Annotated in this window: 16 protein-coding genes and 1 pseudogene; 1 reads left to right on the plus strand and 16 read right to left on the minus strand. The window is 62.4% G+C overall.

Annotated elements, in window-relative coordinates; genetic code table 11:
* Positions 1-230: 230 nt before the first annotated feature.
* From QYE47_RS04830 to QYE47_RS04895, 14 genes are all read right to left on the minus strand, one after another.
* The gene (locus QYE47_RS04830) at positions 231-665 is read right to left on the minus strand and encodes a thioesterase family protein (RefSeq protein WP_014590906.1); all 435 of its coding nucleotides are present in this window, start codon (positions 663-665) and stop codon (positions 231-233) included.
* The gene (locus tag QYE47_RS04835) at positions 665-1,828 is read right to left on the minus strand and encodes an iron-containing alcohol dehydrogenase (protein WP_014590905.1); all 1,164 of its coding nucleotides are present in this window, start codon (positions 1,826-1,828) and stop codon (positions 665-667) included. Before QYE47_RS04835 ends, QYE47_RS04830 begins: the two co-directional genes overlap by 1 nt.
* A 94-nt stretch (positions 1,829-1,922) precedes the next feature.
* Complete coding sequence (locus QYE47_RS04840) at positions 1,923-3,206, minus strand: 3-hydroxyacyl-CoA dehydrogenase (protein ID WP_014590904.1); 1,284 nt, start codon at positions 3,204-3,206, stop codon at positions 1,923-1,925.
* Positions 3,203-4,753, minus strand: a complete 1,551-nt coding sequence (locus tag QYE47_RS04845) for a 3-hydroxyacyl-CoA dehydrogenase (RefSeq protein WP_014590903.1) — start codon at positions 4,751-4,753, stop codon at positions 3,203-3,205. Before QYE47_RS04845 ends, QYE47_RS04840 begins: the two co-directional genes overlap by 4 nt.
* A 1-nt stretch (position 4,754) precedes the next feature.
* Positions 4,755-5,540 carry an enoyl-CoA hydratase-related protein gene (locus QYE47_RS04850; protein WP_014590902.1) on the minus strand — a complete coding sequence of 262 codons (786 nt, stop codon included), beginning with the start codon at positions 5,538-5,540 and terminating at the stop codon, positions 4,755-4,757.
* A gap of 34 nt (positions 5,541-5,574) precedes the next feature.
* Positions 5,575-6,870, minus strand: coding sequence for an MFS transporter (locus QYE47_RS04855; protein ID WP_014590901.1), 1,296 nt, complete (start codon positions 6,868-6,870; stop codon positions 5,575-5,577).
* Between the two features lie 152 nt (positions 6,871-7,022).
* Positions 7,023-8,093 (minus strand): LLM class flavin-dependent oxidoreductase, encoded by a 1,071-nt coding sequence (locus tag QYE47_RS04860; RefSeq protein ID WP_014590900.1) that lies wholly within the window; start codon positions 8,091-8,093, stop codon positions 7,023-7,025.
* A 227-nt stretch (positions 8,094-8,320) separates the two neighbouring features.
* Entirely contained in the window at positions 8,321-9,115 is a 795-nt protein-coding gene (locus QYE47_RS04865; protein WP_014590899.1) for an enoyl-CoA hydratase-related protein, read from the minus strand.
* A complete protein-coding gene (locus tag QYE47_RS04870) occupies positions 9,106-9,402 on the minus strand; it encodes a hypothetical protein (RefSeq protein ID WP_014590898.1) in 297 nt (98 codons plus the stop codon). The genes QYE47_RS04865 and QYE47_RS04870 overlap by 10 nt, the downstream gene beginning before the upstream one ends.
* A complete protein-coding gene (locus tag QYE47_RS04875; protein WP_014590897.1) occupies positions 9,402-10,820 on the minus strand; it encodes an SDR family oxidoreductase in 1,419 nt (472 codons plus the stop codon). Before QYE47_RS04875 ends, QYE47_RS04870 begins: the two co-directional genes overlap by 1 nt.
* Positions 10,821-10,846: 26 nt before the next feature.
* Positions 10,847-11,398 carry a flavin reductase family protein gene (locus QYE47_RS04880; RefSeq protein ID WP_014590896.1) on the minus strand — a complete coding sequence of 184 codons (552 nt, stop codon included), beginning with the start codon at positions 11,396-11,398 and terminating at the stop codon, positions 10,847-10,849.
* 21 nt (positions 11,399-11,419) lie between these two features.
* Positions 11,420-13,540 (minus strand): acetate--CoA ligase family protein, encoded by a 2,121-nt coding sequence (locus tag QYE47_RS04885; protein WP_014590895.1) that lies wholly within the window; start codon positions 13,538-13,540, stop codon positions 11,420-11,422.
* Positions 13,537-14,451, minus strand: a complete 915-nt coding sequence (locus QYE47_RS04890) for an SMP-30/gluconolactonase/LRE family protein (protein ID WP_041166965.1) — start codon at positions 14,449-14,451, stop codon at positions 13,537-13,539. Before QYE47_RS04890 ends, QYE47_RS04885 begins: the two co-directional genes overlap by 4 nt.
* Before the next feature lie 119 nt (positions 14,452-14,570).
* Complete coding sequence (locus QYE47_RS04895; protein WP_014590893.1) at positions 14,571-15,326, minus strand: SDR family NAD(P)-dependent oxidoreductase; 756 nt, start codon at positions 15,324-15,326, stop codon at positions 14,571-14,573.
* A gap of 194 nt (positions 15,327-15,520) precedes the next feature.
* Between QYE47_RS04895 and QYE47_RS04900 the strand changes: the two genes are divergently transcribed.
* A complete protein-coding gene (locus tag QYE47_RS04900) occupies positions 15,521-16,276 on the plus strand; it encodes an IclR family transcriptional regulator (RefSeq protein ID WP_257785623.1) in 756 nt (251 codons plus the stop codon).
* A gap of 81 nt (positions 16,277-16,357) precedes the next feature.
* On the opposite strand, the pseudogene QYE47_RS04905 reads toward QYE47_RS04900, so the two are convergent.
* Both QYE47_RS04905 and QYE47_RS04910 read right to left on the minus strand, forming a co-directional pair.
* Positions 16,358-17,498: pseudogene (locus tag QYE47_RS04905) on the minus strand (acyl-CoA dehydrogenase family protein).
* The gene (locus QYE47_RS04910; RefSeq protein WP_014590890.1) at positions 17,498-18,274 is read right to left on the minus strand and encodes an enoyl-CoA hydratase/isomerase family protein; all 777 of its coding nucleotides are present in this window, start codon (positions 18,272-18,274) and stop codon (positions 17,498-17,500) included. Before QYE47_RS04910 ends, QYE47_RS04905 begins: the two are co-directional and overlap by 1 nt.
* Positions 18,275-18,287: the final 13 nt, after the last annotated feature.

The raw sequence follows: 18,287 nt of genomic DNA on the forward strand, positions 1-18,287 counted from the left end.
GCCCTACCATTCTGGAGCGAGTTGTCACTGTGCACGTTGCTGGCACCGTGCAGGTGGGGAAAATCCTCCACCATCACTGCCATGAAGAGGGTGACCACCCTCCTCCCAATGCGCGATAGGCAGTTATTGCAGCACGGGCCGCCTCTGTTTGCACGACCGCTCGTGAATCTGAAGCCTTAAGCACTTGTTGATCAGCGTTCAGGTACCACTCAGCAGTCAGCGCCCATGAGCTAAATCAACTCGACAAAGCTGTACAGTACCTCCCTCAGCCCCACCGGCACCGGCACTGGTCGCCGATTATGGCGGTCAACGAAAACGTGCACAAAATGCCCGCTCGCGACCGCCTGCTCCTGGCCTTCGACGAACACTGCCAGCTGATAGCGCACCGAACTACGCCCCAGCGCCTCGACCAAAAGCCCCACCTCCAGTTGCTGAGGAAAGGCGACGGAGGCGAAGTATTCACAATCAGAGCTCACCACCAGCGCGATCACCCCTCCCTCGTGGATATTCAGCCCTCCTTGCTCAACCATCAAACGATTGACCGCACTGTCGAAAAAGCCGTAGTAAACGACGTTGTTAACATGCCCGTAGACATCGTTGTCGTGCCAGCGGGTGCTGATAGGGGTGAAATGCCGGTAATGGCTTCGCGCTTTGAAGTCACTCATCACCAGGCCGCCTGATAGATACGCAATGCGTCGTCCACGAAGACCTCCCGTGGGTTGTTGACCAGCAGGCGCTGCTGTTGCATTGCGTCCTCAGCCAGTTGCCTCAGGCAGCCCTGGGGAATGTCGAGGTCGCGCAGGCGATTGGGCAGGCCGCAGCGCGGCCCCAGTTGTGCGAGTTCGGCGACGAACTGCTCAGCCTGGCTTTGGCTATCACCGGGCTGCAACCGCTCACCAAGCAGCACCGGGGCCAGCTCGGCGTAGTCGTCCCGTGCCTGCGGCAGGTTGAAACGCGCTACATGCGGCAGCACCAGCGCGTTCGACAGACCATGAGGTATGTGGAAATGCCCGCCCAGTGGATAGGCCAGCGCATGCACAGCCGCCACTGGCGCATTGGCGAAGGCCTGGCCGGCCAGGCAAGCGCCCAGCAACATACCCTGACGAGCCTCAAGATTGCTGCCGCTGTGTACCGCCCGCGCCAGGTTTTCGCTGAGCAGACGAAGGGCCTCACGCGCCAGTATGCTCGACAGCGGATTGCGCCGTAGCTTACTGGTATAGGCCTCGATAGCGTGCACCATGGCATCTATGCCAGTCGCAGCAGTCACCGCGGGAGGCAGATCAAGGGTACAGGCGGCGTCGAGCAGGGCGAGGTCGGGCAGCAATATAGGCGAGACGATGCCGGTCTTGCTGGTATCGCAGACCGTGACGATGGCGATCGGTGTGACCTCGGAACCGGTGCCGGCAGTGGTCGGCGCCTGGATTAGCGGCAAGCGGCGGCTGTGCACCCTGTCGATGCCATACAGGTCATCGATCGACTGACTGCACTGAGGATGTGCCAGCACCGCGACCAGCTTGGCCACGTCCATCGAACTGCCGCCGCCGAAGCCGATGATCAGTTCGGCCTGCACCTGGCGTGCATGAGCAACTGCGGCTAGCACGCAGGCCCGGCTAGGGTCGGCACTGACTTCCTGGAATACCGAGACCCCCACCTGGGCTGCAGGAAATCCGTCGATAACCTGTGCGAACAACGAAAGCCTGGCGATGCCCGGGTCGGTGACAATCATTACACGGCGCGCGCCGCGTGCCTGGCAGATGCTTGCCAGGCGCCCGGCAGCGCCGGCTTCGCTGATGATCTGGGCGGTGGTGATGAAGCTGAACGGCTGCATGGTGACTCCTTGTCTTTCAGGCTTGTTTTGTTTTGGGAGCTTGGATATGCAGTAGTGCCTGTACTGGGAAACACCCGATACCAGCACCTACACATTATCCGCCTGGCAGTTGCGCTTTTCCCTCGACTACCCACCGCTGAATAAGCGGTGCCGGACGCCAGTGTTCGCCAAACATCCCGCGCAGGCGCTCGAGGCAGGCCAGAATCTGCGCCGCGCCCTGTGCCTGCGCCCAGCTCATCGGCCCACCCGCCTGGGCCGGGAAACCGTAGCCGTTGAGCCACACCCGGTCGATGTCGGCGCAACTTCCGGAAATGCCCTCTTCAAGAATCCTCGCACCTTCATTGACCAGCGCCAGCAGGCAACGCTCGCGGATCTCCTCCGGGTCGATGCTGCGTCGGCGATACCCCAAGGCCAGCGAAACCTGGCAGACCAGCGCATCAACCAGTGGATCATGCTCGGCACGACGGCTACCAGGCGCATAGCGGTAATAACCTCGCCCACTCTTCTGGCCCAGTCGGCCCTGCTCGCAGAGCTGGTTGTCAACCTGTACCAACGGCGCTTGCATGCCCTTCCCCGCCAGCTTGCGGGCACGCCACTCCAGGTCGATGCCGACCACGTCATACATGCGGAACGGCCCCATGGCGAAGCCGAATTGTTCCAGCACCGTATCCACCTCATGCGGCAACGCGCCTTCAAGCAGCATCTTGCGTGCTTCGGCGACATAACCTGCAAGCATGCGGTTGCCGATGAATCCCGGGCAGTTGCCGGCCACAACGGCGATCTTGCCCAGCCGCTCGCCAAGCGCCTGCGCCGCGTCGAGAACGGCCCCACGGGTGTGCTCGCCGCGGACGATTTCCAACAGTTTCATCACATGCGCCGGGCTGAAGAAATGCAGGCCGAGCACCTGTGAGGCGCGCTCGGTGACTGCAGCGATGGCGTCGATATCCAACGCCGAGGTGTTGCTGGCAAGGATTGCCTCGGGTTTGAGATGTGCATCGAGCAGGCGGAAGATGTCCTGCTTCAGCGCAAGGTTCTCGTAGACTGCCTCGATCACCAGGTCGGCGTCAGCCAGATCAGCATAACCCTCGACCGATTGCACGCGCCGCAGAAAAGTGTCGGCTTCGACGCGGCTTATGCGTTCCTTGGCCACCTGCTGCGCCCAGGTCTGCTCAAGCATCTGCATCCCAGCATCGAGATTCGCCCGGTCATTGTCTAGCCACAACACCTCCAGCCCGGCGCTGGCCAGGCTGATCACGATGCCACGGCCCATGGTGCCAGCCCCTACAACGGCGACTTGACGGATATCCAGGCGGTCGCTGTCATTCGCCCTCAGGGCGCACACATTGGCCGCTGGTTCAAGTACAAGGTCCACCATCATTGCAATTCCTTGTCGAACGAAAAAGATCTTTCGGCGACACGCTCATGGCGCAGCGAGACGCCCAACTGTGCCCGCCGTCGCAGCCAGGGGCTGGGGCGATAACGTGGATCATGGCCGGTCTCGACCATGCACTGCAGGATCGTCAGCAGCCGTGTAGCCCCCAGGCGATCCCCCCAAGCCAACGGTCCGTGGGGATAGCCAAGCCCCAACTGCACGGCCTGGTCGATATCCGCAGGGCTGGCAACACCCTGTTGGGCGATTTCGCACGCCAGGTTGACGATGGCTGCCATCACCCGCTGGCAGACGAAGCCGAGGCTGTCCTCGATCACCGATACGCCTACGCCGTCCCGGGCCAGGGCGTGCTGGGCAAAAGCCAACAGCCGCGCATCGGTCACCGGCGTCGGCATCAACGTGCGGTGACGGTCGAAGCCCGGCAGCATGTCGATGCATAGCGTGCGTCGGGGGTCTGTAGTGAAGGCGAACGCGGAACCCGTGGCATCGCGCCCGTAAGGTGCGAGTAAGCATAACGACTCCGCTGCCGGGCGGGTTCCCAGGTCCAGTTGCACATCCAGGGCCTGCAACCCGCTCACCAGCAAAGCGTAGTCAGCCGAATCATCGACACCGATCCACACCGCCAGCTGATGGTCCAACTCTGCCTGTGCTTCTGCCGCTACATCTACCGCCTGCTCTGCAGGATAACGGTAGAAACCCTGACTACTCTTGCGCCCAAGCAGACCCGCATCAAGCATCTGCCGGCTGATCGACGAAGGGCGATAGCGCGGGTCTTGATAGTATTGCTGGTAGATCGCCTCCATCACCGGCTGGGAGACATCCAGCCCGGTCAGGTCGAAAAGCTCGAACGGCCCCATACGAAAGCCCATCGACTCGCGCAGGATCCGGTCGATCACCTCAACCGGCGCCACCCGCTCGCCCAGCATGGCCAGCCCCTCGGTGCCATAGGCACGACCGGCATGATTGATGATGAAGCCTGGTGTATCGCGCGACTTGACCGGCTGATAGCCCAAACGCTCGATCAACGCCATGAGGCTTCGGGCCACCGCGGGGTCGGTACGCAGGCCATCGATCACCTCAACCACCTTCATCAATGGGACCGGGTTGAAAAAATGCAGCCCTGCGACCTGCGAAGGGTTCTGGCACGACGCGGCAATCGCGGTGATCGACAGCGACGAGGTATTGCTAGCCAGGATGCAGTGTGGCGCGACCACCTGCTCCAGCGCCATGAACAGCTGCTGCTTGGCGTCGAGCCGCTCGGCGATGGCTTCGATCACCAGATCGCAATCGCCCAATTGTGCCAAGGTCTCGCACACCTGCAGGTTGCGCTGCGCCTGGGTACGTTGCTTGGCACTAAGCCGCCCCTTGCCCACCAGCGTATCGAACACCGCAGACAGGCGCTCAAGGCATGCCTGGGCGGCCGCCGCACTGGCGTCGTAAAGCATCACACTGAGCCCGGCCTGGGCACAGATCTGGGCGATACCGCCACCCATCGCGCCGGTTCCGATGATGCCGATCCGTTGTATTTCAGCCATTTCACTCCCCCGTGAACTGCGGGCGACGCTTGTCGAGGAACGCCCGAGCGCCCTCCTTCTGGTCCGCCGAATCGAACAACAACTGGAAAGCCTTGCGCTCCAGGGCCAAGGCGCCATCGAGCGGTAGCTCGGCACCGACCAGCGCCACCTCCTTGATTTGCTCCACGGCCAGACGTGGCAGCGCGGCCAGTTCGGCAGCGAACGACAGCCCCCTGGCCAGCACTTCGCGGTCGTCCACCAGCTCGCTGATCAGGCCCATCGCCAGCGCCTGCTCGGCCGTCACCTGGCAGCCACTGAGCAGCATGCGCATGGCCTGGAACTTGCCCACCGCGCGAATCAGCCGCTGGGTGCCGCCAGCGCCGGGCATCAGCCCGAGCTTCACCTCCGGCTGGGCAAACCGCGCCTGCCGGCCGGCGATGATCACATCGCAGTGCATGGCCAGTTCGCAACCGCCGCCCAGGGCAAAACCGTTGACCGCAGCGATCACCGGCTTCGGGAACTGGCTGATGGCCTGCCACAGGCGCTCGGCATGCCGCTCGTACATCTGCACGGGCGTTGCCTCGGCGAATTCACGTACATCCGCGCCAGCCACGAAGCAATCAGGGCCGCCAGTCAACACCACCGCCCGCACGGCCGGGTCGACGGCCAGCTCCCGGAACGTCCGTGCCAAAGCCTCGCGGACCGGCCCGCTGAGCGCGTTCTTCACCTCGGGCCGGTTGATCTTGACTAACGCCACACCGTCCTGCTGCACCGTGGTGCTGACGATTTCTGCAAGATGATTCGACATGGTGCACATTCCCCCTCAAGACTATGAATCAGCGTCAGAGCGCCTGGCTGGGTAACTGTGTCGCCGGACCGGGCCGGGATACACGCAGCAGGAAGAACACCACCACCGCGCCACTCATCGACACGCAACCGGCCATCAGGAAGGCGCTGTCGAACTTGCCGGTGGCCTGCACGATGTAGCCGGTGACCACCGGGCCGATCATCCCGGCGATGCTGCCGCACAGGTGAAGGAAGCCGGTCACCGCGCCGACGTTACTTCTATCAACGTTGTCCAGCACCACCGCCCAGTACGAAGGCCCGGCGGTGTAAATCAGGAACAGCGCCATCGACATCAGCGCAACGGCGGCATACAGGGTGGTCACGGTGCCCGAGAGGCCGACGCACAGCGCTGAGCAGGACAGGAACGTCACCAGGATCAGCTTGCGCGCCAGCACGGGGTTGCCAGTCTTGCGCAGCACAAAATCAGAGAGCGCACCGCCCAGTGACATGCCGACGAACCCGACCACCCAGGGGATCACCGTGGCGAATGCCATGCTCTTGATGTTCAGGCCGTGAGCCTTGGTCAGGTAGGTGGGAAACCAACTGAGGAAGAAAAACAGGGTGTAGTTAGAGGCGAAGAAGGCGAACGAGGTACTGAGGATTACCGGGTGGCGAATGTATGACCAGAAAGAGCGACGCGGCGCCACCACACCGACCAGCGACGCCTGCTCTTCGCGCTTCCACTCGGCAATGCGGTTCTTTTCCTCCTCAGTGACGCGCTTGCTTTTTTCCGGGGTTTCGGCAGCCAGGTACAACCAGCAGGCCAGCCAGACGAAACCAATGGCAGCGATTATGACGAACGACAGCCGCCAGCCGAAGGCCAGTGCCAGGAAGCCTACGATAGGCCCGGCAACTGCGCCGCCCAACGGCGAACCGGCGCTCAGTAAGCCGACTGCTGTAGCCACCTGGCGTTTCGGGAACCAGCTGTTGACCATCTTGTTGGCAGCTGCCGAAATCGGCCCTTCGGCCATGCCGAACAACACCCGCAGGATGAGCATTGACCAGAAGCCGGTGGCGATGGCGGTCAGGCCGCAGAAGATCGACCACAACGCCACGGCCGCACCAAGGACCCACAGCGAGCCGAAACGGTCAGCGGCAATGCCACCGAGAAAGTTAAAGATCGCATAGCCGAAAAAGAACGCACCGAAGATGATGCCGAACTGCTCGGCATTCAGTTGCAAGTCGGTTTCGACCAGCGGCAACACGATCGAGAGTGCCACGCGGTCGAGGTAGTTGATCATGTACAAGGTCAACAGCAGAAAAACGATCACCCATCTCAGATTTTTTATCATTATTGTTTTCTCACCGTTCGATGCATCGTCGATCAGGGACAACGGTTTGCTGCCCCCGCCATCTACCACGCGGTACCGAATGCAGCACTGTACGTTAGGGCGTGGTTTAAACCGCGAAGGGCTGTGCAGTAGCCCTTCGCGGTCGTGAGCTATCACGCACTCACAGCCCGCACCTGCGTCCCGGCCAACGCCTTGTTGACAGCCGGTATGATCACCTCGCCCCACAATTCGATCTGGCGCAGCATGGTTTTTTCATCGAAGTCGCCAAGCTGGGTCTGCACTGCCACCTGATCCGGCTTGAGCACTTCGATCTCTTCGAGCAACTTGTCGATGACATAGTTGACGCTGCCGATCGGCATGTTCTTGCGCATCTGCTCGAACGACAGGTCTTTCTCGGTCGGTGTTTCCTGCATCAGGTAACCGTCGCTACTCTGCTGACGGCGCTTCTGCAGGGCCTCGGAAAGGCGGCGCTGATAGCGGGCGTTGTCCAGGTAGCTGGTGATTTCTGCTTCGCTATTGCTGGCATAGCAGCAACGCAGCAGCGCTACCTTTGAATCGCTCACCTGTTTTCCTTGGCTCTCGGCGGCCTGCTCGATGCTCTCGCGCAGGGTCTTCACCGTCTCCAGGCCATCGTGGAAGGCGGTGACGAACAGGTTGTGGCCCTCCCGATAAGCCCGGCCCATACTGCGCGCGGAGCCGGCGGCCAGCCAAATAGGCGGCCCGGGTTGCTGGACGGTGCGCACGGCAATCGCTGTTGGCGGAATCTGCAGATGTTCACCATGGTGCTCGAAGATGGGTTGTTTCAGACCCTTCTGCAAGACATCCAAATATTCGGCAAACACGGCCGGAGCGTTATCAACGTCGATGCCGAAGCGCTCAAACTCGAACTGCTGATAACCCGAACCTACGCCCAGTTCCAGGCGACCATTACAGGCGATATCGGCAAAGCCGATTTCCGACAGCAAACGCTGGGGCTGATACAACGGCAGTACGCAGACTGCAGTACCCAGGCGGATCGTATGCGTCAGACCGGACAGTGCGGCAACCATCATCAGCGGCGAGGGCACCAAGCTGTAGTTATTGAAATGGTGCTCGGCGAACCAGGCCGTGTGGAAGCCGGCTTTTTCTGCCGCGATGGCCTGCTCCATGGAGTGACGCAATACACGCTCAGAACTTTGGTGATAACCCCGCTGAGCCGCGAGAATGAATGTACCAAATTCCATGTGAAGATCCTTTTATTATTGATTTCGAGGGTTGAACGCTTTTCAAGGCCGCACGAAGCCATTCACGGCTATTGCGAACTGCCGCGGCGAATGATTGAAGTAACGCCCAAATATCACGCTGAAACCTTGTGTCCCTGAGTTTATGCGAGAGCACCGGGATTGTTCCAACTAACAAGCCACAAAGGCAGGCGATTCATATACGTGATTAATGCACCCGTCCGCGAGTTTCAACGACCGACGAAAACTGGTTGTTCGCCGGTTAGAAATGCACTGACGCCGATCCGGTAATCTTCACTGTGCCCGGCCCGACGTTGCAGTTGTGCTTCCAGCGCAAGTTGAGCGCTCAAGCTGTTGCCTGACGAGGCCAGAAAAGCCTGCTTGATCGCCGCGAAAGAGCCTACCGGGCGGGTCGCCAGCTCGGCCGCCAGCGCCTGTGCGCGGTCAAGCAGCCCATCGGCGGCAACGATCTCCCAGATCATTCCCCAAGCCTGCGCCTGCGCCGCGTCGACTGGCTCGGCCAGCATCGCCAGTGCACGCGCGCGGGCCTCACCGATCAACCGCGGCAGCAGCCAACTGCCGCCGGCATCCGGGCCTAAGCCGATGCGGGCGAAAGCCTGGATGAATGTTGCGGTGTTGGCCGCCAGGACGATGTCGCAGGCCAGGGCGATGTTCGCGCCGGCGCCAGCGGCCACACCATTGACTGCGCAGATCACCGGTTTGTCGGTCTGGCGAATCGCAAGGATGATTGGGTTGTAGTACTCGATCAGCGATGCACCGAGATCCGGCACCTGCCCTTCCACAGGCTTGCGCTCGTTCAGGTCCTGCCCGGCGCAGAAACCACGCCCGGCACCGGTGAGCACGATGGCCCGGCAACAAGGATCACCAATGGCGTCGTCCAGGGCAGCCTTCAGGCCTTCGAGCAGGGGCATGGTGCAGGCGTTGAGTTTCTCTGGCCGGTTGAGGGTGATGACTGCGTAGTCTGGCGCTTTGCGCAACAGCACCACCTGGGGATTCACTGCCATTGGATATGCACCTTGATGTCTTGTGTGTGCGGGTCGACCCACCCGTATTTGGCCGCGCTGCTCACCATCGCGGCGAAGGCTTCGCGCCAGGCGAGCGTGGCCTGCTGGCCGGCTGCGCGGATGACTTGGCGCTGGCTGACGAAAGCATGGTCGTCCGGCAGGTAGCGAACCCCGTCCAACACGGGTTTCTGGCCGACGACGTAACCGTCGAAGGCCAGCTTGAAGGCTTTGAAGTCCTCGGCGTCCAGCAATTGGGGGGCGGTATCGGGTTTGCAACTGAAGATCATCAGGCTACCTCCGTAGCATCGAAAAGGGCCGCGCCTGCGGCATGGGCGAAAGCGGTTCGTCCACCATCCAGGTGCAAGGTGGCGCCGGTGATATAGGACGCTTCGGCTGACACCAGGAATTGAATCGCTGCCGCGACGTCTACGGCCGGGACATGCGCGTAGGCGGTGGCCAGGTTCACCACACGCACCCCGCGCATGGCCAGTTCCGCCGCTTGGCAACGGCCCAGCATTTCGCAGGCAGCCCAGGTGGCAGCTTGCACGTGCGCGCCACTCGCCGGGATCGAGCCGAGGTTGAGCAGCACCCCGCCGGACGCCGGCATGCAGCTCAGCGCTTCGCGGATACAAACGAATGCGCCGGTCACATTGTGCTCAAGGGCACTTGGCAGATTGTCCAGGGGCGCGGTAGCAGGGACGAGCAGCGCGGCGTTGATCAGCACATCGACCCGCCCATACTGGGCGTTGATGGCGGCAAAGGCCTGGCGCGTCGCTGGTTCGTCAGCGTGCCGGTCAAGCATGATCACCGTGTCTCCCTCGGCACGCAGGCGCTGCGCGATCACTTCGCAGATCAAGCCTGCACAAGGGGTTAGCACTACTACGCGCGGCAGCGAAGTCGCGGCCGGGCGATGACCCTCGGCATGTGGCACGCTGGCTACCGGCGGGTGCGCCTCGCCGGGCTGGTTGAAGCATGCCCAGCCACCGTCGACCGGCAAGACACTCCCGGTGACCTGCCGCGCTGCGGGTGACGCGAGAAAGCGCGCGGCAGCGGCAACTTCGTCGGGGCGCGCCAGGCGTCCCAGCGGGATACGCTGCCGGACCTGCTGCAAATCCACCTTCGCCTGCTGCTCCAGCCCGGCAACCATCGGCGTCATTACATAGCCCGGGGCCACCGCATTGACCCGGATACCCTGCCCGGCCCATTCGCAGGCCTGTGTCCGGGTCAGGCTGATCAGCGCGGCCTTTGAGCTGGCGTAGGCGTTACGTTTCGGGTTGGCCAGCAATCCGGCGAGGGATGCCACATTAACCACCGCAGTGCCCGGCCCCATGTGCCGAGCGGCTTCACGCGCCATACGCATCGGCCCCAGGGTGTTGACTGCCAGCGCCAGCTCAAAGCCTTCGACCGTGGTGTCGCAGGTTTCCGCCATGCTCGGCCCGAGCGCGGCGTTGTTGATCAGCACATCGATGCGACCAAAGCAGGAGGCGATTTGCGCCACCGTGGCAATGATCTGCGTCTCGCTGGCCAGATCGCAGGTAAAACCGTAGTGGCCCTCGCCGAACGGGTCCAGCAGTTCGGCCAGCGCCGGGCCGTCCAGATCGATGGCCGCGATCCGATAACCCTCCTCGACGAAGCCTTGGCATAACGCGCGCCCAATCCCACCGGCGGCGCCGGTGATCACGGCGACTTTTGCACACTTCTGCATACGACCTGCCTCCTGTTGGGTGCCCGTCAGTTGATCGATTCCAGGCGACGGAATGAGCCGTCCCGGTACAGCAGGATGTCCTGGTCGATTGAGCGGGTGGCGATCACGCGGCCGATGTAGAGGTTGTGGCTGCCCGATGCAATGCAGTCCTGCACCACACAATCGAAGGTGGCCACTGCGCCCTCAAGGACCGGCGCACCCGTGATCAGCTCGCTCCAAAGGCCTCCGGCAAAGCGGTCTTCGGGGCACAGTTTGGGCGTCGAGAACAGGCGAGCCACTGGGTGCTGCGCGTCGGCCAGCATGTTGATGGCGAAAGTGCCGCTGGCGGCAATGGTCTTCTCGGCGCTGGCGTTGCGGTTCACGCACACCAGCATGGTCGGCGGCTCCATAGACACCGAACAGATCGAAGTGGCGGTCAGTCCGTTGCGCAGGTCGCCCTGGCGTGTGGTAATGATGCCTACCGGCGAGGCGATCTGGCGCATCGACAGCTTGAAAGCCGCCGGGTCGACACTGCCGTCGAAGGCTTCGCCGGACAACCCGGCAGCAGCCAGTACGCGGGCTTGTTGAGTAACATTCATTGGGCGTTCTCCTTATTGTTCTCAGGCTATGGGCTCAGGCGAAACGGGCGGGATGATCAGCGCGTCGAGCGCAAGTACGCCCTGGCCACGCGGCATCACCACGACAGGATTGAGGTCGATGCTGCTAAATTGTCCGGCGTGCGCCGCCGCGAAGCGCGACAGCTGCACCAGCAGCCGCGCCAACGCGTCGATGTCCGCCGGCGCCGCGCCACGCACCCCCTCGAGCATCGCGAAACCGCGGATCTCGCGGATCATTCGCAGTGCCTCGTGCTGGTCGAAAGGCGCCACGCGGAAGGTCACGTCCTTGAGCACCTCGACGAACACGCCGCCAAGGCCGAACATCACCACCGGCCCCATGGTCGGGTCGCTGAACACGCCGACAATAGTCTCCACCCCGCCACTGATCATCGGAGCCAGGGTGACGCCCTCGATATGCGCATCTGGCGCTTTGCCGCGCACGGTTTCGAGCATCTCGGCCATGCTCTTGCGCACCTGCTGTACATCGGTAAGACGCAGGCATACGCCGCCCACTTCGGTCTTGTGTGGCAGGTCCGCAGAGGAAATCTTCATCACCAACGGGAAGCCCAGCCTGCGTGCCGCTGCCGCTGGGTCTTGATCGACAGCGACCAACTGCTCCGCAGGAAACGGGATACCCGCGCGCCGGAGCAGCGACTTCGCCTCGTGCTCGCTGATCGCACGCTGCGGCAGGCTGAACTGCGCCACTGGCGGTTGCAGCGCGGCAAACCGGGCAGCCAGATCAAAATGCTGCCTGAAGCGCACCAGCGCCCCCAGCGCATTGATCAGCGCGCTACCATCGGCATAGACCAAGAACCCCTGCGCTTCGTAACTGCGCACGATGTCATCCGGTGCCGACATGGTCAGGCACTTGATGCAATTCGGGCTGCCTTGGGTGGCTTCAGCCATGGCCTGGCGCAATGAGTCGGCGAACGTCGGGCTCGCCGGCCCGCTGCCAAGAATCGCGGCGAACAGGTCGTAGCTACCCTTGTCGAGCATGGCGCGTATGAATCGGCTCATCAGCGGCAGGTCGGTCAGCGCCTGGGCAGTGGCATCAACCGGGTTGTTCGGCGAGGCATAGGGCAGCAGCCCCTTCAGCGCCTTCTGGGCAGCGTCCGGCATGGCGGTCACCGCCAACCCCGCGTCCTCGGCGTCATCGGCCATCTGGATGCCGAACCCGCCCGACAGGGTGAAGATACCCAGGCGGTTACCGTCAATGAAGCGCCCGCGCGAGGCAGCATAGGCCACATCCAGCTGTTCGTTGGTGGTGCGCGCACGATATACCCCGTACTGGCGCAGCACCGCGTCGAACACCGCGTCAGAACCGGACAGCGCCGCCGTGTGCGAGCTGACGGCATGGGCACCGACCGTTGAGCGGCCCACCTTCATGAACACGATCGCCACCTGATTGCGTCGCGCCTTGTCCAGCGCGGCGAGGAAGCGCTGGCCATCGCGGATCCCCTCGGCATAGGCCATCACCACCTTCACCTGCGGTTGCCCCACGATCCAGTCCAGTGCCTCGGCCACGTCCACATCACACTCGTTGCCGGTGGTCACCCAATAGTTGATGCCCAGCCCGCGCTGCCGCGCCAGGTGCGCCAGGTGCGAGCCATAGGCGCCGCTTTGCGAAACGATGGCCAGCGGCCCAGGGGCGACGAAACCGGCATCGAAGATCGCCGAGAAGGTCCCGTAGTAACCGCGCTGCGCATTGAACACGCCCAGGCAATTAGGCCCCAGTACGCGCATGCCCGAATCGCGGGCAATACCTGTGATCTGCTGTTGCAGGAGCCGGCCCTGCTCAGAGGTTTCGGCAAAGCCTGCCGAGAACACGATCGCTGAGCCCACACCGCGTTCGGCGCAGGCGATCACCGCGTCGACGGTGGCCGCCGCCGGCACTGCCAGCAGCGCCACATCAGGCACCTGCGGCAGGTCGGCGATGGATGTGTAGGCGCGCATGCCCTGCACATTGTCGCGGTTGGGATTGATCGGAAAAACCGCTCCGTCGTAGCCGCTGGCGCGCAGATAGCGCAGCGGGCGGCCACCAATCCGCGTCGGGTTGTCGGACGCGCCCACCAGGGCGATTGAGCGGGGTGAAAGCAGCGCTGACAGCGTATCGGGAGTGCTCATGCGGGTTCACCATTGGTAGGATTGAGGAGCGCGAGGCATTGACCGAAGCGCGGCTCCGGCAGGCCCTGAACGCCCAGCCCGTCGATTGCGAAGAGAAAACCACCGTCGGGATGGCGTGAGATGGCCCGGCCAGAGCCTGAGTTTCGGATCGACGTCACGTAAAGCGTGCCCAGCTCCGGCCCACCGAAGGCCAGGCAAGACGGCATGTCGGTCGGTGAACGGATCAACCGGTCGAGGATACCGTCAGGCGAAAAGCGCGCGATCCGCCCGGCCTGCACCAGCGCCACCCAGACATACCCTTGCGCATCGACCGTAGCGCCGTCCGGGCCTGAACCGAGCATCTGTGTGTCGGCAAACCGACGCGGCTCGGTCAGTGCCGCCCGCTCGTGGCTGTAGCGATAGGCGCGGATGCTCCGGTCGAGGCTGTCGGCAAAATACAGGGTGTCGCCCGACGGGCTGAAACACAGGGTGTTGGCAATACGGATACCGGTGGCCAGTATCTCGCCGTCCGCCAGGCCAGACACCCGGTACAGCGCGCCTTGCGGGTCGGCATGCAGCCCCATTGAGCCACAGAGAAAACGTCCGGCACGATCCATCCGGCCGTCATTGAGCCGCACGTGAGGATTAACAGGTTGCGGCTGGAACAGCGGGGAAAACTCGCCACTGTTCAGGTCCATGCTGTAGATGCCGTCCGCCAGGCCGGCGACCAGGGTATTGCCGGCACCTAGCCCGACACAGCCGACCGTCGACGGCGTCGGCCACTGTTGGTACCTGCCGCTGGCCGGGTGATATCGACGAATCAACCGGGACATACTGTCGACCCAATATAAGCAGTGCAACTCGCTGTCCCATACAGCACTTTCACCGAGCAAATCAGGCATTTCGCCAAGGCGGGTAAATGTTATAGGCATGGCAATCCCTTTTATTATCGCCACCCCTTGTTCGCTGGCCACAGCCGGACACTGCGGATCACTTGATCCGCACGGGTGGGACGACCCTTTATTGTTGTGGACTACATCTTTATTGCTGTTCAGGAAAACGCGTACGTCACACCACCGTCCACGAACAACATATCGCCGGTAATGAAACTGGATTCTTCACTTGCCAGAAAAACGGCCGCATTGGCGATGTCCTGGGGTGTGCCCAAGCGGCCGATCGGCATCCGTTCGCGGCGGCGCTCCCAGGCGGCTTCATCGACCACCAGATTGGCCCCGTCAGTAGGGGTCGGCCCGGGCGCGATGGCGTTGACACGAATGTTGTACGGGCCGAACTCCGCCGAGCCCGAACGGGTCAGCCCGGCTACCGCCGCCTTGACCGCGCTGTACATGATGCCGTTGCGCATAGCCAGTACAGCAGAGGGTGAGGCGATGTTGATGATGCAGCCGCCACCGGCTGCGATCATGCCCGGAATCGCTGCCTGATAGCCCCAGACCACACCTTTGAGGCCGACGTCGACCATACGCCCTATCATCTCTTCGGTCTGTTCCAGCAGCGGCCCGTAGCGGTTCCACATGGCATTGTTGACCAGCAGGGTCGGCGCGCCGAAAGTCTCGCCGAGCGCGCGGACGGCATGCAGCACATCTTCGCGCCTGGCGACATTGCCCACCAACGCCAACGCCTGGCCGCCATTGGCCTCGATACGCCGCACGGCTTCGAGCGCTGCTTCTTCCTTCAAGTCCATGATCCCCACCCGTGCACCTTCGCGGGCGAACGCCTCGCTGATTGCTGCACCAATACCTCTTGCGCCACCGGTTACCAGTGCGACTTTTCCGGTCAGTCTGCCCATGTCCTGTCTCTCTTGTTGTTGGGGGGGTCGTGTGTTCAACCCGAACGTTTGGCGTGCCTTGACAAAACCATCCTGTCATCCGAATCTTTGGCCAACAACAATAACTATGTATATGTGTGCGACTTTCACAGATGTGAAAAACATCGCCGCATAAGGGGGCGTTCACAATGCAACCGTCACACGTCAAATCCGCCATGCGCGTGCTTGAAATACTTGAGTTTTTCAAAAATGTCCGACAACCGCGGGCCATGTCTGAAATATCTGCCGCATTGGGCTATCCGCAATCGAGTACCACGGTGCTACTGAAAACCCTGATCACGTTGGGTTATCTTAACTTCAACCGAAATGAGCGCCTGTACTTCCCCACGGTCAAGGTCACGTCGCTGGGGGAATGGGTGCCCAATACCCTGTTCGCCTCCGGCGGTATCATCGAGGCGATGAACGATGTGCATGCCGAGACCGGCGAATCGGTATCGATCAACACCAAGAACGATATCTATGTGCAGTACGTGCAGGTGCTGCAGTCGGTGCATGCCCTGCGCTTTCACGTCAACGAGAGCGAACTGCGGCCGATGACCCAGTCGGCGACTGGCTGGCTGCTGATGTCGACCCTGAGCGACAAGGTGCTCGACAACCTGATCCGCCGCGCCAACATCGTCACCCAGAAGCACAACGGCGAGCGCGTAGAGGTACCTGCGATGATGGAAAAGATCCGCCACCTGCGCAAGCAAGGCTATGCCTCGGCCGAGAACATTCCGTTCCTCGGCGGCGCGACCTTGTGCGTGCTGTTGCCGGTCACCATTCAGGGGCAACCGGTCACGCTGGGGCTCGGGGGAGCGGCCGAGCGTATCCGGCAGAACCATGATCATTACCTGCAGGTTCTGCAGACTGCGGCCAAGCGGCTGGAGCCGGCAGAAGGGTTTGCGGCGCCGGTCGAGATCGAGTTGTAGCAGCCAGTCGCCGGCAAGCCGGCCCCTACAGGTCGGGTGTAGAAGCCGGCTTGCCGACGCTTGACCCAGGCGCGCTGCCGATCAGCTTGGCAACCCGAGCACCGCCTTGGCCAGGATGTTGCGTTGGATCTCGTTTGAACCGCCGAAGATCGCTGGAGCACGGGCATCGAGGAACAGGTTCATGACATCGATCTGCCCGCCTTCGATCAACAGGTCGTCGTTGTAGCGCGCCTCTTCCTGCGCCAGGGTCAGCATCTCTTCGGTGATGCGCTGGTACAACTCGGTGGCAAAGATCTTCAGCACCGACACATCCGCACCCAGCTCGCCCCTTGGCATAGCGCTCGTAACTCGAACCCAGGTCGTAGAGGTCCAGGCGCAGCCGTGCGTAACGCGAAACAAACGCAGGGTCGTCGAAAGCGCCACGGTCGCTGGCCAGCTTGTCCAGCCGGTCGAGGGCGTACTCGGCTCGGGTGGGCGAACCGAGGAAGATGCGCTCGTGTCCCAGCACCGACTTGGCCAAGGTCCACCCCTCGTTCAGCGAACCGACCAGATTTCGGGCCGGCACCCTGACGTTGTCGAAGAACACTTCGCAGAAGTCTGCCTCGCCGCGCAGATTTTCGATGGTGCGCACCTCGACGCCGGGGCTGGTCATGTCCACCAACAACACCGAAATCCCTTTCTGCGGCTTGGCGTCGCGATCAGTACGCACCAGCACAAAGATCCAGTTGGCGCAGTGCGCCAGGGTAGTCCAGATCTTCTGTCCGTTGACCACGAATGCATCTCCGTCCAGGACCGCGCTGGTGCGCAGACTGGCGAGGTCGGAGCCCGCATTGGGCTCCGAATAGCCCTGGCACCAGATGTGCTCGCCGGAAATGATCTTCGGCAGGAACTCGGCTTTCTGCGCTTCGCTGCCGTGATGGATCAGCAAGGGGCCTGTCAGGCTGATGCCGTGGTCGGGAATACGTGGACAGCCCAGGCGCCCCCACTCTTCCACGTAGATCATGTGCTTGGCCGGTGTCAGGCCCATGCCGCCGTATGCTCGCGGCCACACAGGTGCCAGCCAGCCTTTGTCAGCCAGCGCCTGGTACCATTGCCGGACCTCCTCGTACACAGGTCGCTGCTTGCGCAGGTAACGCAGTTCGGGTGGGCAGTTCTCCAGCACCCAGGAGCGAAACAAAGCACGAAATTCTTCGTCGGGCAGGCTGTTCCAGTCGATGCTCATCAGATGGACTCCTTGAACACGGGCGGGCGTTTCTCAAGGAACGCACGCATGGCCTCCTTCGAGTCTTCATGACGGGTCATCTCTACCGTGAGGTTTTGCTCGAAGCGGTAGCCGTCCTTCAGGCCCATGGTTTCCACGGTGTTGATCGCGCGCTTGGCCAGCTTCAGTGCCATCGGGCTCTTCGAAGCGATTTCATTGGCGATGGACAGCGCCTCGTCCATCAACCCTTCACGCCCGGTGCAGGCCTCAATGATGCCTCGGCGATAGAGCTCCTGCGCGGTAACGCGATAGCCGGAAAGCACCATCCGCCGGGTGAGTGAATGTGGGAACAGGCGCATGGTGTGGCGTACCCCGCCCATCAGGCCGATGTCGATTTCCGGCAGACCGAAAACGGCGTTCTCCGACGCCAGGATAATGTCGCAGCACAGCACCAGGCCGAGGCCCGCCCCCAGCGCTGGGCCGTTGACCGCAGCGATCACGGGCTTGCTTGACTCCATGATGCAGAAGCCTACTTCGCGAGTGCGCCGCAGGTGGCGGTTGGTGTCGCCGGGCATCGCCCCCACCTGGCCGCGCGACTTGATATCGGCACCAGCGGAGAATACCTTGCCGGCACCGGTGAGCACGATCACGCGCACCTCAGGCAGGTCGTTGAGCTCGTCGAACACCTCGATCAGCTCTTCGGCGAATTCCCGCGATTGGGCGTTGACCGGCGGATTGTCCAAGGTGACGACGGCGACATGCTTGGTGATGGCAACTTTAAGCAAATTGTTCTGCATGGGCTCTTCGCAC

Source organism: Pseudomonas sp. 2,4-D, assembly GCF_030418155.1.
GTDB classification, from domain to species: Bacteria; Pseudomonadota; Gammaproteobacteria; order Pseudomonadales; family Pseudomonadaceae; genus Aquipseudomonas; species Aquipseudomonas alloputida.

Coding starts and splice junctions, on each gene's coding strand:
- QYE47_RS04860 (WP_014590900.1), bottom strand. CDS start 8,093: ATGGAATTTGGTACATTCATTCTCGCGGCTCAGCGGGGTTATCACCAA.
- QYE47_RS04840 (WP_014590904.1), bottom strand. CDS start 3,206: ATGATGGTGGACCTTGTACTTGAACCAGCGGCCAATGTGTGCGCCCTG.
- QYE47_RS04885 (WP_014590895.1), bottom strand. CDS start 13,540: ATGAGCACTCCCGATACGCTGTCAGCGCTGCTTTCACCCCGCTCAATC.
- QYE47_RS04855 (WP_014590901.1), bottom strand. CDS start 6,870: ATGATAAAAAATCTGAGATGGGTGATCGTTTTTCTGCTGTTGACCTTG.
- QYE47_RS04865 (WP_014590899.1), bottom strand. CDS start 9,115: ATGGCAGTGAATCCCCAGGTGGTGCTGTTGCGCAAAGCGCCAGACTAC.
- QYE47_RS04845 (WP_014590903.1), bottom strand. CDS start 4,753: ATGGCTGAAATACAACGGATCGGCATCATCGGAACCGGCGCGATGGGT.
- QYE47_RS04835 (WP_014590905.1), bottom strand. CDS start 1,828: ATGCAGCCGTTCAGCTTCATCACCACCGCCCAGATCATCAGCGAAGCC.
- QYE47_RS04830 (WP_014590906.1), bottom strand. CDS start 665: ATGAGTGACTTCAAAGCGCGAAGCCATTACCGGCATTTCACCCCTATC.
- QYE47_RS04880 (WP_014590896.1), bottom strand. CDS start 11,398: ATGAATGTTACTCAACAAGCCCGCGTACTGGCTGCTGCCGGGTTGTCC.
- QYE47_RS04850 (WP_014590902.1), bottom strand. CDS start 5,540: ATGTCGAATCATCTTGCAGAAATCGTCAGCACCACGGTGCAGCAGGAC.
- QYE47_RS04895 (WP_014590893.1), bottom strand. CDS start 15,326: ATGGGCAGACTGACCGGAAAAGTCGCACTGGTAACCGGTGGCGCAAGA.
- QYE47_RS04900 (WP_257785623.1), top strand. CDS start 15,521: ATGCGCGTGCTTGAAATACTTGAGTTTTTCAAAAATGTCCGACAACCG.
- QYE47_RS04875 (WP_014590897.1), bottom strand. CDS start 10,820: ATGCAGAAGTGTGCAAAAGTCGCCGTGATCACCGGCGCCGCCGGTGGG.
- QYE47_RS04910 (WP_014590890.1), bottom strand. CDS start 18,274: ATGCAGAACAATTTGCTTAAAGTTGCCATCACCAAGCATGTCGCCGTC.
- QYE47_RS04890 (WP_041166965.1), bottom strand. CDS start 14,451: ATGCCTATAACATTTACCCGCCTTGGCGAAATGCCTGATTTGCTCGGT.
- QYE47_RS04870 (WP_014590898.1), bottom strand. CDS start 9,402: ATGATCTTCAGTTGCAAACCCGATACCGCCCCCCAATTGCTGGACGCC.